Annotated in this window: 14 protein-coding genes and 1 tRNA gene; 8 read left to right on the top strand and 7 right to left on the bottom strand. The window is 65.3% G+C overall.

All coding sequences use genetic code 11. The features are described from left to right. Positions 1-3: 3 nt before the first annotated feature. Positions 4-660 carry an NAD(P)H-binding protein gene (locus CFOUR_RS05950; RefSeq protein WP_290179044.1) on the top strand — a complete coding sequence of 219 codons (657 nt, stop codon included), beginning with the start codon at positions 4-6 and terminating at the stop codon, positions 658-660. Here the strand turns inward: CFOUR_RS05950 and CFOUR_RS05945 are convergent. The 3 genes from CFOUR_RS05945 to acnA form a co-directional block, all read right to left on the bottom strand. Then, on the bottom strand, positions 657-1,379 hold the full coding sequence (locus tag CFOUR_RS05945) for a glutamine amidotransferase-related protein (RefSeq protein ID WP_085957997.1): 723 nt from the start codon (positions 1,377-1,379) through the stop codon (positions 657-659). The two genes, CFOUR_RS05950 and CFOUR_RS05945, sit on opposite strands and share 4 nt — an antisense overlap. 37 nt (positions 1,380-1,416) lie before the next feature. Then, complete coding sequence (locus tag CFOUR_RS05940) at positions 1,417-1,968, bottom strand: TetR/AcrR family transcriptional regulator (RefSeq protein WP_085957996.1); 552 nt, start codon at positions 1,966-1,968, stop codon at positions 1,417-1,419. A 108-nt stretch (positions 1,969-2,076) separates the two neighbouring features. Continuing rightward, positions 2,077-4,854, bottom strand: coding sequence for an aconitate hydratase AcnA (gene acnA, locus CFOUR_RS05935; RefSeq protein WP_179154846.1), 2,778 nt, complete (start codon positions 4,852-4,854; stop codon positions 2,077-2,079). Between the two features lie 200 nt (positions 4,855-5,054). Between acnA and CFOUR_RS05930 the strand changes: the two genes are divergently transcribed. From CFOUR_RS05930 to CFOUR_RS05920, 3 genes are all read left to right on the top strand, one after another. Then, complete coding sequence (locus CFOUR_RS05930) at positions 5,055-5,525, top strand: Rv1476 family membrane protein (RefSeq protein WP_290179043.1); 471 nt, start codon at positions 5,055-5,057, stop codon at positions 5,523-5,525. Between the two features lie 554 nt (positions 5,526-6,079). After that, complete coding sequence (locus tag CFOUR_RS05925) at positions 6,080-7,867, top strand: DIP1281 family NlpC/P60 protein (protein ID WP_179154845.1); 1,788 nt, start codon at positions 6,080-6,082, stop codon at positions 7,865-7,867. A gap of 19 nt (positions 7,868-7,886) precedes the next feature. Further along, positions 7,887-8,927 carry a ferrochelatase gene (locus CFOUR_RS05920; protein WP_085957992.1) on the top strand — a complete coding sequence of 347 codons (1,041 nt, stop codon included), beginning with the start codon at positions 7,887-7,889 and terminating at the stop codon, positions 8,925-8,927. On the opposite strand, the gene CFOUR_RS05915 is transcribed toward CFOUR_RS05920, so the two are convergent. Then, complete coding sequence (locus tag CFOUR_RS05915; RefSeq protein ID WP_085957991.1) at positions 8,924-9,676, bottom strand: Rv1486c family protein; 753 nt, start codon at positions 9,674-9,676, stop codon at positions 8,924-8,926. The genes CFOUR_RS05920 and CFOUR_RS05915 overlap by 4 nt on opposite strands. Positions 9,677-9,716: 40 nt before the next feature. On the opposite strand from CFOUR_RS05915, the gene CFOUR_RS05910 reads away from it, so the two are divergent. Genes CFOUR_RS05910 through CFOUR_RS05900 form a run of 3 tightly spaced genes read left to right on the top strand, consistent with a single transcriptional unit; the run spans position 9,717 to position 12,279 of the window. Beyond that, on the top strand, positions 9,717-10,559 hold the full coding sequence (locus CFOUR_RS05910; RefSeq protein WP_085957990.1) for a DUF3097 domain-containing protein: 843 nt from the start codon (positions 9,717-9,719) through the stop codon (positions 10,557-10,559). A gap of 19 nt (positions 10,560-10,578) precedes the next feature. After that, positions 10,579-11,007: an NfeD family protein gene (locus CFOUR_RS05905; protein ID WP_085957989.1), complete on the top strand. Its 429-nt coding sequence runs from the start codon at positions 10,579-10,581 to the stop codon at positions 11,005-11,007. Continuing rightward, positions 11,008-12,279, top strand: a complete 1,272-nt coding sequence (locus CFOUR_RS05900; protein WP_085957988.1) for an SPFH domain-containing protein — start codon at positions 11,008-11,010, stop codon at positions 12,277-12,279. It begins immediately after the preceding gene. Here CFOUR_RS05900 and CFOUR_RS05895 read toward each other — a convergent pair. Together CFOUR_RS05895 and CFOUR_RS05890 are read right to left on the bottom strand one after the other, a co-directional pair. Then, a complete protein-coding gene (locus CFOUR_RS05895) occupies positions 12,251-12,820 on the bottom strand; it encodes a MarR family transcriptional regulator (protein ID WP_085957987.1) in 570 nt (189 codons plus the stop codon). The genes CFOUR_RS05900 and CFOUR_RS05895 overlap by 29 nt on opposite strands. Positions 12,821-12,840: 20 nt before the next feature. Then, a complete protein-coding gene (locus CFOUR_RS05890) occupies positions 12,841-13,440 on the bottom strand; it encodes a TVP38/TMEM64 family protein (protein WP_085958485.1) in 600 nt (199 codons plus the stop codon). 134 nt (positions 13,441-13,574) lie between these two features. On the opposite strand from CFOUR_RS05890, the gene CFOUR_RS05885 reads away from it, so the two are divergent. Continuing rightward, positions 13,575-14,189: a hypothetical protein gene (locus tag CFOUR_RS05885; protein ID WP_085957986.1), complete on the top strand. Its 615-nt coding sequence runs from the start codon at positions 13,575-13,577 to the stop codon at positions 14,187-14,189. A 60-nt stretch (positions 14,190-14,249) separates the two neighbouring features. Here the strand turns inward: CFOUR_RS05885 and CFOUR_RS05880 are convergent. After that, positions 14,250-14,335: transfer RNA gene (locus CFOUR_RS05880), tRNA-Leu, on the bottom strand. Positions 14,336-14,419: the final 84 nt, after the last annotated feature.

Below are 14,419 nucleotides of genomic sequence, written 5' to 3'. Positions count from 1 at the left end.
GTTATGAAAACTCAGCACGTACTTCTTTTGGGCGCCGGCGGAAACGTCTCGCGCCACGCCGTTCCGAAGCTCGTCGAGGCGGGCCACAAGGTCACCGCACTCGTGCGCAATCCCGACCACGCTAAGCAGCTGGTCGAAGACGGTGCCACCGCCGTTGTCCGCGACCTCACCACGCTCGACGAGGAGGGCTGGGCACGCCTGCTCACCCCCTTCGACGTGGTCGTCTGGTCGGCGGGCGCCGGCGGCGGCTCCGCGGAGCGCACATACGCGGTCGACCGCGACGCCGCGATGGGCATGATCGATGCGCTCGAGGAGCTCGGCGAGTTCGCCCCGTTTACCGTCATGGTCTCTTACGCCGGCGCCGCCGAGGCCAGCACCGAGGACGACGGCGGCTCCTGGTACGCCTACGTGGAGTCGAAAAAGGCCGTTGATCAGCGCCTCCTCGCGTCCGACCTGCCGTACCAGATCCTGGGGCCGACGCGTCTGACCGATGATCCGTCGCAAGGCATCACGCTTCTCGGCGACCAAAGGGACCCCGCCTCCGAGACCCCGCGCGAGCTCGTGGCCGACGTCATCGTCGAATCGGTCGGCCGCGGCGAGCCGTTTAGCCGCAACCCGCTCGATTTCGAGGGCGGTAGCGGCAAGGTCTCCGAAATCTAGTCGAACTGGCCCTCGCGGCAGAGCCGGGCGAAGGTGCGCAGCAGCGCGTTCGCCCGGCTTACGTCGTGGTTGGGCAGGTCGGCGACGATGCGGGCGTACTCTTCGGCTGGGAAGTAGCCGTAGTCGTGGAAGAAATCCATGCGTGTGCGCATTGCGTCGGCGTCCATTTCGGCGTGGAACTGGGACGCCCACACCCGGTCGGTGTAGCGCACCATCTGCACGAGACCGTCCGGGCCGGTGGCGACCACGGTAAGGGAATCCGGCACGGAAACCGGGTTTTCGGTGTGGCCGGTCAACGCGGTAAACGTGCCGCTTGAACCGGCGAGCGCGTCTTCTGCCACCACATTCACGGTGGTCGGACCGGACGGCTCCGGGTGGGTGCGGCCTACTTCGCCGCCCAGGTGATCGACCAACCAGGAGATGCCGAAGCAGACGAAGAAGACGGGCGTGCCCGACTCGATTGCGGTGGACAGGATGTCGTCGATACGCAAATGCCAGGCGGAGCGCTCGGGGTTGGTCACGTTGAGGGAGCAGCCGCCGACGATGATGCCGCTGACGGGGTCGAGGGGGCCGATTTCGGCGTCGGGGGAGTCGATGACTCGCAGCTCCATGTCCACTTCATCCAACCCGGTCGCGCGGAGGGCATCGTGGTACTCGGCGTGGGCGACATCTGGCCCAATTTCGCCGTTGCGCAGGGAAAGGAAGAGCAATTGAGACATAGCGGCCATTCTATACCGCTTAGTCTATTTTCTAGAATTAACCGCGAACAGACTGCTCTACAACGTCGAGCATTTCCTCGAGCCGCTCCACCGGCTCGCCCGAGGCGAGTTTGGTGATGAAGCCTTCCAGCACCGTCTCCAGGTAAGTCTGGACCACGGGCACGGGGACGTCGTCACGCATCTGCTTGTTGGACTCCAAGCGCTCGCGCACAGCGCGGTCGAGCACCTCCTGGTGCTCGCGCCAGCGCGCCTCGAAGGCGGGGTCGGTGCGCAGCTTGCGCAGGATTTCAGCGCGCGTGGTGAACCAGTCGTTGGACTCGCGGTCTGTCAGCATCCCGCGCATCACCTCGACCAGGCCGCGCTCGCTGACCACCTGCGCCTGGCGCTGCGCATCCGCCTCCGCGATGGCCAAAAACAGCGTTTCCTTGTCTCCGAAGTGGTGGAAGATCGCCCCGCGGGTCTTGCCGGTCGCCTCCTCGAGCCGCGCAACAGTCGCCCCCTCGTAGCCGTAATGCGCGAAGCAGGCGCGGGCGGCGTCGATAATCTCGCCACGGCGGCGCTGTAGCTCTTCGTCGCTGACAATCGGCATGAGGGGGGCTCCTTCGGGCTCCGTCGCAAAACTCAGAAAAAAGGGAAAGGGGAAGGGGCCACGCGGAAATCGCGGTGGCCCCTTCCGGCGATGGTGTCGGGCTAGAAGCTAGCTCTTGACCATCTGACGCAGCACGAACTGCAGGATGCCGCCGTGACGGAAGTACTCTGCCTCACCAGGCGTATCCACGCGCACGACCGCGTCGAACTCGACAGCGTCGGCGCCGTCCCTCTCGGCCTTCACGTGGACCGTGGACGGGATCTCGCCGTCGTTGAAGTCCGTGATGCCGGTGATGGAGAATGTCTCCGTGCCGTCCAGGCCGAGGGACTCGTGGGACTGGCCCTCCGGGAACTGCAGCGGCAGCACGCCCATGCCGATGAGGTTGGAGCGGTGGATGCGCTCGAAGGACTCGGCGATGACAGCCTTGACGCCCAGCAGGTTGGTGCCCTTCGCAGCCCAGTCGCGGGAGGAACCGGTGCCGTACTCCTTGCCAGCGATGACCACCAGCGGGATGTCCTTCTCGGCGTAGTTCATCGCGGCGTCGTAGATGTAGGCCTGCGGTGCACCCTCCTGGGTGAAGTCGCGGGTGAAGCCGCCCTGCTCGTCCACCAGCTGGTTGCGCAGGCGGATGTTGGCGAAGGTACCGCGGACCATGACCTCGTGGTTGCCACGGCGGGAGCCGAAGGAGTTGTAATCCTTGCGCTCAACGCCGTTGGCGTCCAGGTAGTTCGCGGCCGGGGTGCCCGGCTTGATGGAGGAAGCAGGGGAGATGTGGTCGGTGGTCACCGAATCGCCCAGCTTGGCCAGCACGCGAGCACCGTCGATGTCCGTGACTGCCTCCGGCTCCTCCGGCATGCCGTCGAAGTACGGCGCCTTGCGGATGTAGGTGGAGTCCTCGTTCCAGTCGAAGGTCTTGCCGGTCGGGATATCCAGACCCTGCCACTGCTCGTCGCCCTTGAAGACGTCGGCGTAGTCTTTCTCGTACATCTCGCGGGAGATGGTGCCTGCGATGGTCTCCTCGATCTCCTCGGTGGACGGCCAGACGTCCTTGAGGAAGACATCGTTGCCCTCGGAGTCCTGGCCCAGCGGCTGGGTCTCGAAGTCGAAGTCCATGGTGCCGGCGATGGCGTACGCGATGACCAGCAGCGGGGACGCGAGGTAGTTCATCTTCACGTCCGGGGAGATGCGGCCCTCGAAGTTGCGGTTGCCGGACAGGACTGCGGTGGCGGTGAGGTCGTGGTCGTTGACGGCCTCGGACACCTCGGCCGGCAGCGGGCCGGAGTTGCCGATGCAGGATGCGCAGCCGAAGCCGGAGAGGTAGAAGCCGACGGCCTCCAGGTCCTTCCACAGGTCAGCGCGCTCGTAGTAGCCGTCCACAACCTGGGAGCCCGGAGCCATGATGGTCTTGACCCACGGCTTGGCCTTCAGGCCCTTCTCTGCGGCCTTGCGGGCCAGCAGGGCAGCGCCGACCATGACGGACGGGTTGGAGGTATTGGTGCAGGAGGTCACAGCGGCGATGGCGACGAAGCCGTGATCCAGGGTGTACTCGCCGCCCTGCGGGGACTCGACGATGACCGGCTTGGACGCGCGGCCCTCAGCACCCTCGGCAGCGGACTCGCCGTTGGCCGGCCAGGACTCGTTGTAGGAGACAGCGTCGACCTTCTCGGCGCGGACCGGCTCGGAGGTGCCCTCGCCTGCGGTGTTGTAGTCCGGCAGCTGCTTGCGGAAGGTGTCCTTGGACTCGGACAGCAGGATGCGGTCCTGCGGGCGCTTCGGGCCGGCGATGGACGGCTTCACGGTGGACAGGTCCAGCTCGAGGTACTCGGAGTACTCGGCCTCCTGGGCGTCCTGCTCGAGCCACATGCCCTGTGCCTTGGCGTATGCCTCGACGCGGTCGATGTCCTCCTGGGAGCGACCGGTCAGGTGCAGGTAGTTGATGGTCTCCTCGTCGATCGGGAAGATCGCGCAGGTGGAGCCGAACTCCGGCGACATGTTGCCGATGGTGGCGCGGTTCGCCAGCGGGATCTCCTTGACACCGTTGCCGTAGAACTCGACGAACTTCTGCACCACGCCGTGCTCGCGCAGCATCTCGGTGATGGTGAGCACGACGTCGGTTGCGGTCACGCCGGTCGGGATCTCGCCGGTGAGCTTGAAGCCCACGACGCGCGGGATGAGCATGGAAACCGGCTGGCCGAGCATGGCAGCCTCAGCCTCGATGCCGCCGACGCCCCAGCCCAGGATGCCCAGGCCGTTTTCCATGGTGGTGTGGGAGTCGGTGCCGATGCAGGTGTCCGGGTACGCCAGGCCCTCGTTGTCGAAGACGACGCGGGAGAGGTACTCGATGTTGACCTGGTGGACGATGCCGGTTCCCGGCGGGACAACGCGGAAGTTGGAGAAGTTCTCTGCACCCCAGCGCAGGAACTGGTAGCGCTCCTCGTTGCGCTGGTACTCGATCTCGACGTTCTTGTCGATGGCGTTGTCGGAGCCGAACGCCTCGATGATCACGGAGTGGTCGATGACCATCTCGGCCGGGTTCAGCGGGTTGACCTGGTCCGGGTTGCCGCCGAGGGTGCTCACGGCCTCACGCATGGTTGCAAGGTCCACCACACACGGCACACCGGTGAAGTCCTGCATGAGGACGCGGGCCGGGGTGAACTGGATCTCCACGCTCGGCTCTGCCGACGGGTCCCAGTTCGCGATTGCCTTGATGTGGTCCTCGGTGACGTTCTTGCCATCTTCGGTGCGCAGGAGGTTCTCGCCCAAAACCTTCAGGGAGTAGGGGAGTTTCTCCATGCCTTCGACTGCGTCGAGCGCGAAGTAGTCGTAAGACTTTCCGCCGACCTCGAGCGTCTTCTTGGCACCGAACGAGTTCTTGCTTTCTGCCACGGTGAGCTCCAATTCTCGTCGTATCAAATCAGGGGTTAGCGACCCTATGGTCAAACCACCATTTTAGGCGACATTCCATAGTTCCGCGCACATAATAACAGTACGCGCGTTATGTTTTCGCATTGCGCCTATCGACGCACCTTCGGCCCCCACCACTACACTTCAACCCGACCGCCGCAGGAGTTGTAAAGGAGAGGTCAATGGGACCGGAAGCGAAGCTCGAAGACCTCGTCGACCAACTCTCATCCTCCCCGGTCGCCTTTGGCACAGACAACCCCGTCAACCCCGAGCTCGGCGCCGCTCTCACAAGCGCTCTCGAGGGAGCCGACACGGCGGACATTGACCCTGTGGGAGTGGTCGTGCTCGAACAGACCCCGCCGGTGATTGCGGATCTGCGCGATTTGGCGCAGGACGTCGCCGACGGCGCCGACCTGGACACGGTGCTGGTGCGGACTCCCAACGTCGCCGTCGGCGTGAGTGATTCCCTGACGCGCGCCCAGGTGGAGCGCGGAGAACGGGCAATGGCGGCCGAGCCGGACTATCCGGCGGGGGTGCAGGCCTTCGTCGATGCGGCCGCATCCGTTTCAATCCCGTGGGGCCTCATCGTCGCCGTTGTTGTAGCAGTGCTAGCCGCCGTAGCAGTCGCGGCCGCACGGGCCGCCCGCCGCTGACAAGCCGGCAGCCTTGACGTTGCGCCCACCTCGCGCGCGCACGATCTGACACGCGGGTGACAAAACCCCAGTTCGCGATCGCCCAAAATCTGCAAATTGTCAGATCGTGCGCACCTGAACTTTCTGATGTGACAGGAATCACAAACCGTCAATTCGCATTCATATTCGCAGGTGAGGAAGATGTGAATCATGTGAATAGTCTTGACTTGGGTGGTTGAATGTAACGAAAGGGATACAAGTTTGCTGCCTTGACGTATGGTTCCCGTATCGGCTCGCGGGTCGAGAGTTGCCACACGCAACGCAATGGCACCGTCAGGCGCTCTAGTCAAGCGCCATCGAAGGTTCGGGCATGTGGGGAAGCACGCCAAGTACCAGGGGCCAGGGCACAGCTGTGGTTGCTTTTGATTCGCGCTGCCGCGTCAGTAGTCAAACATTGAGACCGCTCGTGCAGCCGCTAGTCACGGCTGTGTCATGCGCATCTGAAGGCACCGGGTTTTCTTGATCGCCCGGGTGCTGCCCAGGTGTGCGCGAGGGGCGGTGTGAGGAGCACCTTCGTGGCACAACCACAAAGGGGCGCCCGGCTGAACCGTGCGCGAAATGCGTTCGGTGCGACCGTGTGCGCCGCAACTGTTTCCCTGGTGGCGGGTCTTGTCAGTCCTGCTGCCTCCGGTCAGAGCTCGACGTCTGAAGTCGGCGAGCTCGTTACTGCGGTTTCCCGCGCGCAAGCCAACGTCGACGCACTGAACCTCGACCTTGGCGGCCTGCAGGAATCCGTGAACCAATCCTTGGTGGACCTGCACGATGCCCAGGTCAGGGCCGAACAGGCTCGCCGGGGCAAGGACGAGGCGAAGCGCCGTTTGGACGAGACTCAGCAGCGCGTCGATGAGCTGCGTGCCGAGCTGGACCAGCTCAGCCGTTCCCAGTACCGCGGGGCGCAACCCGGTGACGGCCTCGTGGCCGTCAGCGGCAAGGATTCGCAGCGCGACGTGCTTGATCGCTCGCTGTTTTTGCGTCAGCGATCTGAGGAGAAGCGGGCCAAGCTGGCGGAAGCGGAGCAGGCCCGCGCAGAGGCGGCGAATGAAGAGGCCACCCTGCGCGAGGCCAGCGAGCTTGCAGACGCCTCTGCGGAGGAGGCGAAGGCATCCGAGGCGAATGCGCGCGAGCTTCTCGACGCGAACCGTGCTGCCCTCAACGATTCCGTTGCCGAGCGCGACGCCGCCCAGAGCGAGTTGGACAGCGCCCAGAAGGAGCTGCAGCAGCAGCGCCCGAGCGGGCAGTCGTCCGAGAAGCCTGCAGCGCAAGCCACTGCAGAGAGCGACGGGCAGCAGAACGCGCAGGCTCTGTCCGAGTCGGGGTCTGAGTCTGAAAAAGTGTCCGAGGCAGTGACGCAGGCCGGCGGCGACACCGCTGCCCAGTCGGCGGCGCCAGCCGAAAGCGGGACAGCGGCAGATCCGTACGCGGCGACGCTGACGGTGTCAAAGGGCGACACCACATATGAGGTGCCGGAAGAGGTCGTTGATCTGGTGCGCCAGCGCGTGTCCAACGACGCCCCGGACGCACCTGAACCGAGCCGAGATGCGGTGGTGGATGCGGTGCGCACTGTTGCGCAGACGTCGTCGGCAAGCGACCTGGCCGCATTGTCGTCGCAAGGTGGCGTGCCTGACATCAACGACGACACCATCGCGAAGGTGGGTGCGGTCGCAGCCGGCATCGCTCTGGTCGGCGGAGTGGCGTCGAACCACGGTTCCTTCGGCAGCTCCAGCGCGGACACCGGCGAGTTGGTCACCGCGTTCGCGGACGGGCTGACTGGGGCGCTGGGCACGGTCGAGCACAATTCTGACACCGCTGAGTCCGACACCGCCGATACCGTCGATACTGTGCTGCCCAAGGTGAAGACGGCGGAGGAAGTGTCCTCGGCCTCGCGCAAGACTGTCTCCTCTGTGTCTGATTCATCGCAGATCGAGACTGTCATCGCCCGTGCGCAGTCCGCCATCGGCACTCCGTACGTCTGGGGCGGCGGCGATGCGAACGGCCCGACCACCGGCGTCGACGGCGGGTCCGTGTCCGGTTTCGACTGCTCCGGTCTGGTGCTCTACGCCTTTGCCGCTGCCGGCGTGGCGCTGCCGCACTACACCGGCTACCAGTACCAGCGCGGCACCCAGATTCCTGCCAGCGAGGCTCAGCGCGGCGACCTGCTGTTCTGGGGCCCGGGCGGCAACCAGCACGTGGCCATCTACCTCGGCGACGGCACCATGATCGAGGCTCCGCAGTCCGGCCAGAACGTCACCATCGCTCCGGTGCGCTGGTCCGGCATGGCGCCCAACGCGGTTCGCCTGCTGTAACGGACTACGCTCGGAGGGCATGGCCCTCAACGACTACGACGCACTCCTCGTCCTCTCCTTCGGCGGCCCCGAAGGGGAGGACGAGGTTATTCCTTTTCTCGAGAACGTCACCCGCGGCCGCGGCATCCCGCGCGAGCGGCTGGCGCAGGTCGGTGAGCACTACTTCCACTTCGGCGGCGTCAGCCCGATCAACGGGCAAAACCGCGAGCTCATCGCCAACATCGAGGCCGAGCTTGCTGCCCGCGGCATCGAACTTCCCGTCTACTTCGGCAACCGCAACTGGCACCCTTTCGCCGAGGACACGGCAAAGCAGCTGCTTGACGACGGCCACAGGAACGTCCTCGTCTTCGCCACCAGCGCCTGGGGCGGGTACTCCGCGTGCCGCCAGTACGACGAGGACATCCAGCGCATCCGCGAGGTGACCCCGGAGATCACCTTTACCAAGCTGTGGCAGTTCTACGCCCACCCCACGTTCGTCGAGCTGGTCGCCGACGGGCTGAGCGAGGCGGTGGCTCAGGCCCCAGAGCAATCGAAGGTGCTGTTTACCGCGCACAGCGTGCCCACCGCGGCAGACAATGCTGCCGGTGGGCCGGAAGATGCGAACCTGTATTCGCGGCAGGTTGCGGAGGCCGCAAAGCTGGTCGCGCAGCAGGCTGGCGTGCACGACTACGAGGTGGTGTGGCAGTCGCGCTCCGGCAACCCGGCCACGCCGTGGCTGGAGCCGGATGTGGTGGATCGCGCCGAACAGTTGCAGCAGGAGGGGATGGAACACCTCATCTGCGTGCCGCTCGGGTTTATCACCGACCATATGGAGGTGGTGTGGGACCTAGACACCGAGCTGAAGCAGGCGTGCGAGGAGATGGGGGTGAGCCTGGACCGCACCCCGACGGTCGGCTTGGACAAGCGGTTCGCGGCGATGGTGGTCGATATCGCCGAAAGCGTTGCACAAGACGTCAAGCCTAAAACCTTGTCTAGCGTGAGTGTGCAGGGGTGCACCGTCAACGGTGCACCGTGCAAGGAAGGCTGCTGCGCTCCGGTGAAGCGGCCGCAGCGCGCCTAGCGTGCCCACTCGCGCTGGAAGTCCACCGCCGCGTCGGCCACACCGGCCATGCGCGCGGACCGCACGTGGCGCCACAAGGCAAACAGCTGGGGGTCGAAGGAGTGGTCGTCGAGCCGGTCGGTGACCGTTTCGATCGTCGCGGCGACCCTGTCCGCACGCGCGAAGACTTTCGCGGCGCGCGGTGTCACGCCAGCGGGAAGGCCCGGGGTGTCGTAGAAATCGGCGAGCGTTCCCACCACCAAGCGCGGGTCCGGCAATTCCTTGCGCGTCCCGCCGGCTGCCTCGATGAGCACCGCAGCCTGTTCGGTGGCCCGCGAGAGCAATTGGTCGGCCTCGCCGGGCGAGAGCCACTCCGGTTCCGGCAGCGGCTCCGGGTCCTCGAACCAGCGCCACTGCACACCGGAGTCCAGGTAGGACGGCACCAGGATGTGGTTGAGCCCCACACCGCGCACCACCAGGGCGCCGGCCTGGGTCAGCGCCTCCATGGCCGGGGAGCCGGCACGCAAACGGGGTGCTTGGCCCGGACCCCAGAGAACCAACCGGACCGCAGGTCCCGGGGTTTCGAGGTCGGCGGCGGAACGAACGTCGTAAAGCAGCTGTGCAACAGACTCGCCGTTGAAGCTGTGGCTGCCGCCAAGGTCGGTCAGCGCATCGAGGGTGTCGTCGGAAGATTCGACGTTGTAGAGCCACGCCGCCAGCCAGACGGCGGTGTTTTGCAGTGGGGAATAGACTTCGGCGCGCGTGTGCATCCGGGCCAGTGTAACGGGGCAGATACAATGCGGACGCATTATGGGAGATAGCCGGTACAGCGGAGACATTTTCAAAGGCCACGCGCGCACGAAGCGCCCGACCTACCCGGAAATGCCGGCAGAGCCCGGCATCATCGTGGAGATCGTGGGCAACGACTTCGTCGGCGCAGTAGTCGGCTTCGAGCGCACCTACGACGGCGACTTTGTCCGCCTCGAAGACCGCTACGGAACCCAGCGCCTGTTCAAAATGCTGCCCGGGGCGTTCATGGTGGAAGGCCAACGTGTGACCCTGACCCGGTATGTGGCGCCGCGCGCGGAAGGGCCGAAGCGCTCCAACTCCGGCTCGCGCAAAGTGGAAAACGTGCAGGCGAAAGTGGCCATGCCCTCGCGCATCTGGGTGGAAGGCATCCACGATGCCGCAATCGTGGAGCAGGTGTGGGGCCACGACCTGCGCGTCGAAGGCGTGGTGGTGGAATACCTCGAGGGCCTGGACAACCTGCAGCAGCGTTTGGACGAGTTCCAGCCCGGACCCGGGCGGCGCATCGGCGTGCTGGCGGACCACCTCATTGACGGGACCAAGGAGTCTCGCCTGGTGGAAAACGTCGGCCCTCACGTGCTGGTCACCGGCCACCCCTACATCGACATCTGGGCGGCCGTCAAGCCTTCGAGCGTGGGAATTCCCGCCTGGCCGGACGTGCCCTACGGCGAGGATTGGAAGACCGGTGTGTGCCGCAGGCTGGGGTGGTCCGACCCGAAAGAGGGCTGGCGCCGCGTGTCGTCTTCGGTGAGCACCTTCCGGGACCTCGATTCCACGTTGATCGGCGCAGTGGAGCGCCTGGTCGACTTTGTCACCAACCCTGAACTGTCCAAATCCGATATCTAACAGATGTAAGGTAGGTCTCGTGGGACCTCTACTTTGGTTTATCGCCGCTGCGCTGCTCGCGCTGCTTGAGCTCGCAGTGGGAGAGATGACGCTGCTCATGCTCGGCGCAGGTGCGCTCACCACAGCCCTCGTCGCGCTCGCGGGAGTGCCGATGTGGGCGGAGGTGGCCGTCTTCGCCGCGTCGTCCGCGCTGTTCTGGTTCTTCCTGCGGCCGCCCCTGCGGCGCCGCATGGAATCGCCGCTGGTGCTCGACGAATCTCCGCGGGCGCTTGTGGGCAGCGGGGCAGAGGTCGTCGAGGAGATCAGCGGCGGCCGCGGGCAGGTGCGTTTCGACGGCACAGTCTGGTCCGCCCGCGCGCTGGACCCGGCAGAAACCATCCCGGCGGGGTCCCACGTGACCGTTTACGATATTGACGGCCCCATCGCAATCGTGTGGAAGGAACCCTAAATGGGCGGATTTGTCACATTGATTGTCATCATCGCCTTGGTGGTGGCAATCCTGAGTGCTTCTATCAAGCTGATCCCGCAGGGCGAGGCGGCGGTTATCGAGCGCCTCGGCCGCTACACCCGCACCGCCTCAGGCGGGCTGACGTTCCTGGTGCCCTACATCGACCGCGTGCGCTCGCGCGTGGACACCCGCGAGCGCGTCGTGTCCTTCCCGCCGCAGGCCGTGATCACCCAGGACAACCTGACCGTGGCCATTGACACGGTGGTGACGTTCCAAATCAACGACCCGGCCAAGGCCATCTACGGCGTGGACAACTACCTCGTCGGCGTGGAGCAGATCTCGGTGGCCACGCTCCGCGATGTTGTCGGCGGCATGACGCTCGAGGAGACGCTGACGTCGCGCGAGACCATCAACCGCCGCCTGCGCGGCGAGCTGGACGCGGCCACCGCGAAGTGGGGCCTGCGCATCAGCCGAGTGGAGCTCAAGGCGATTGATCCGCCGCCGTCCATCCAGCAGTCGATGGAGATGCAGATGAAGGCGGACCGCGAAAAGCGCGCCATGATTCTGACCGCCGAAGGTAAGCGCGAGTCCGACATCAAGACCGCCGAGGGCGAGAAGCAAGCCCGCATCCTTTCCGCCGAGGGCGAAAAGCATGCCGCGATTCTCGCCGCGGAGGCAGAGCGTCAGGCGATGATGCTGCGCGCCGAGGGCGAGCGCGCCGCGAAGTACCTGGCCGCGCAGGGTGAGGCCCGCGCGATTCAGAAGGTCAACGCCGCGATTAAGTCGTCCGGCATCACCCCGGAGCTGCTGGCGTACCAGTATTTGGACCAGCTGCCCAAGATCGCGAACAACGAGGCGGCGACCATGTGGATGATCCCGTCCCAGTTCGGCGACTCGCTGCAGCAGTTCGCTCGCGCGTTCGCCGACAAGGACGATGACGGCGTGTTCCGCTACGAGTCCGAGAAGGTGGACGAGCGCGACCTGGAGATGGCGGACGCCGACAACACGGACCGCTGGTTCGACACCTCTACCGACCCCGAGTTGGCGAAGGCGTTGGCGGAGGCGCGTGCGGTGGCGAACAAGCACGTGGACGACCCGGATCCGACCCAGGACAGCGCCGCGGGCAAGAAGCAGAAGCCAGCCGCCGCGTCCCGCCGCGAGCTCACCGCTGGAGAGCAGGAGGGGACCGGCTTCGAGCAGGACTTCGGCTCCACCGCCCAGTCCGAACCGGTCTCGCGTCCGGTCACTCGCTCTGAGCAGCAGCCCGAGTAATCAAGTTCAGCGCCAGCTGCCACCCGGCCTGCTCTGCAGGCCACCCGGCCGCCTGCAGCCTCTGGCTCATCGCCTGTTTGGAGATGCCCAGGGTTGTGGCGGCCTCATTTTGGTTCATGCCGCGGCGCACCAGCGACGTCGCCTCCCGTCCCTCGTAGGTGCGCTTGTGCAGCACGTGCGCCATCAGCGCGAAGGTAGCTGCGATATCTGCAGCCTCGGTGGAGGCATTTTGCTTATCGACGATCACCCGCACCTGCCCCGGCCGCGTCCCCACAGCCTTGGTCGCTGTGGCGCAAGCGTCGCCCGTTTTGCCTGTGCCGTCGGCGATGCCCAGCCCGATTGCCCAGTTGCCGTCTGAGAGCAGGGCCATGATGAGGTTGAGGGCCGCTTCTGCATCGGATACCTCGGAGCGGATGTCCTCCACGCCGAGCACTTCAAAGCCGGCCACGCCGGGCAAACCACTGAGCGCCTCGGCGGAGCGCTCCACCACGGTGGCGCGGGCTTTCTCACGGCCCCGGTACCTCGCATGCACGGCAATCATGCGCCGTAGCGTACTCCTGTCTACCCTTGGGGCTTGACTCCGACACGTCCCGAGCGGGTGGGCAGGCGTGCGTCCAGCAGCAGCCCGGCGACGCCGACGACAGCGAGTACCACCATGATCGCCACGAACACCGGGTCCGCTTCGCCGGTGAGCGTGTCGCCGAACAGGGTGACAAGGATCGTGCCGGGCGCAGACCCCACCAAGGTCGCGAGTGCGAACGGGGCCACGGGCACACGGGTCAGCGCCGCGGCGTAGTTCATGATGGAAAACGGCACCGCCGCGATCATGCGCAGGCTCAAAATGGCCAACCAACCACGTTCTTCAAGCCGCCGGTTGATGTTCTCCACAGCCGGGTGTGTCAGGCGCGGCTCAACCCAGTCCCGCAGCAGCGTCCGGACGATGAGGAGAGAAATGACTGCGCTGACCGTCGTGGCCGTCAGTGCGATAAGAATCCCGCGGCCGGTGCCGAACAGGATGCCCGCGGAGACAGTCATCAGGGTCCTAGGAATGGGGAACTGGGTGATCAGCACGTACAGCAGCCAGAACAGGACAGGGAACCAGGCTCCGGTCTCATCGGACCAGGTGCGCAGCGTCGACAGCGGAGGGACGTCGAGAAGCATCCATGCTGCGACGAACAACGCGCCGGCTGCAACGATAAGTGCGATCCGGTTCCGTGGTACCTTCCGCAAACGATTCACTACGCCATCTTCCACCGGCCGGTAGCCTGGCACCAACTCGAGGAAGGGCGCCCCCCATGAGCAAAACTCAGCACGCCAACTTGCCGGTCGTCTTATTCGTTGTGTCCCTGCTTTTAGCCATCGTGGCGCTGTGGGTAGATGACGAGTCCGTGCAACAGGCGCTCGCAGCAAGGTCTGCAGCGACTGTCTTCGGCATTCTGGCGGCCGTCCGTGCCGGAGAGAAGGGCACGGCGCGCACCGTCATCGCCTGCGTCCTCGTCGTGGTAGCCATCGTCGTGCCAGGTCTGCTTTCAGCTCCGGCATCGGACACGCCCGGAATGACCCGATTCATCAACACGCTGTTGAGAGTCTTCGGCCCCGGGCTCACCCTCCTCGGATTTGTATGGGCCTATCTGGCAGCGCGGACGGAAAAGCCGTGGATCTTCGGTGCGGCTTTAGTGCCAGCGGGCGGACTATCGCCAGCGAGCCAGCTATTTACAGTGTTCATCCTCGGCCCGATAGTGAAGGAATCGATGTCGCCCTACCACCTGCTCGCCGTGTTGCTCGGGCTCGCCGGACTGGGTTTTCTGTTCGTTGTGGTCCTGGACCGTTACTTCGAGTTTGAGTACCCCGGTACGGATGGTTCGAGCGGGGGATCGCTGGGCGCGATGGGCGGCCCTGCCTGGTCGTAGAAGCACTGCGACAACGAAAAACACCCCGTCGCAACGTATGCGTACGGGGTGATGGGTCTGTGCCCGGAGGGGGACTTGAACCCCCACGTCCGTTAATAGGACACTAGCACCTCAAGCTAGCGCGTCTGCCATTCCGCCACCCGGGCTTAGGGTGTTTTACAGCCTCTCGGCTGGGCACTCGCATAACTATAGGGCGGGGCGATGGAACCGCCAAATCGCCAGTACAACCC

This window comes from Corynebacterium fournieri, from assembly GCF_030408775.1.
Classification (GTDB): domain Bacteria; phylum Actinomycetota; class Actinomycetes; order Mycobacteriales; family Mycobacteriaceae; genus Corynebacterium; species Corynebacterium fournieri.
This window is presented reverse-complemented; position numbering and strand designations above follow the sequence as displayed.

Excerpts from the sequence above, each read along its gene's own strand:
- CFOUR_RS05950 (WP_290179044.1), top strand. The coding sequence starts at position 4 with ATGAAAACTCAGCACGTACTTCTTTTGGGCGCCGGCGGAAACGTCTCG.
- CFOUR_RS05945 (WP_085957997.1), bottom strand. The coding sequence starts at position 1,379 with ATGTCTCAATTGCTCTTCCTTTCCCTGCGCAACGGCGAAATTGGGCCA.
- CFOUR_RS05940 (WP_085957996.1), bottom strand. The coding sequence starts at position 1,968 with ATGCCGATTGTCAGCGACGAAGAGCTACAGCGCCGCCGTGGCGAGATT.
- CFOUR_RS05930 (WP_290179043.1), top strand. The coding sequence starts at position 5,055 with ATGGGACCGGAAGCGAAGCTCGAAGACCTCGTCGACCAACTCTCATCC.
- CFOUR_RS05920 (WP_085957992.1), top strand. The coding sequence starts at position 7,887 with ATGGCCCTCAACGACTACGACGCACTCCTCGTCCTCTCCTTCGGCGGC.
- CFOUR_RS05915 (WP_085957991.1), bottom strand. The coding sequence starts at position 9,676 with ATGCACACGCGCGCCGAAGTCTATTCCCCACTGCAAAACACCGCCGTC.
- CFOUR_RS05910 (WP_085957990.1), top strand. The coding sequence starts at position 9,717 with ATGGGAGATAGCCGGTACAGCGGAGACATTTTCAAAGGCCACGCGCGC.
- CFOUR_RS05900 (WP_085957988.1), top strand. The coding sequence starts at position 11,008 with ATGGGCGGATTTGTCACATTGATTGTCATCATCGCCTTGGTGGTGGCA.
- CFOUR_RS05895 (WP_085957987.1), bottom strand. The coding sequence starts at position 12,820 with ATGATTGCCGTGCATGCGAGGTACCGGGGCCGTGAGAAAGCCCGCGCC.
- CFOUR_RS05890 (WP_085958485.1), bottom strand. The coding sequence starts at position 13,440 with ATGCTTCTCGACGTCCCTCCGCTGTCGACGCTGCGCACCTGGTCCGAT.
- CFOUR_RS05885 (WP_085957986.1), top strand. The coding sequence starts at position 13,575 with ATGAGCAAAACTCAGCACGCCAACTTGCCGGTCGTCTTATTCGTTGTG.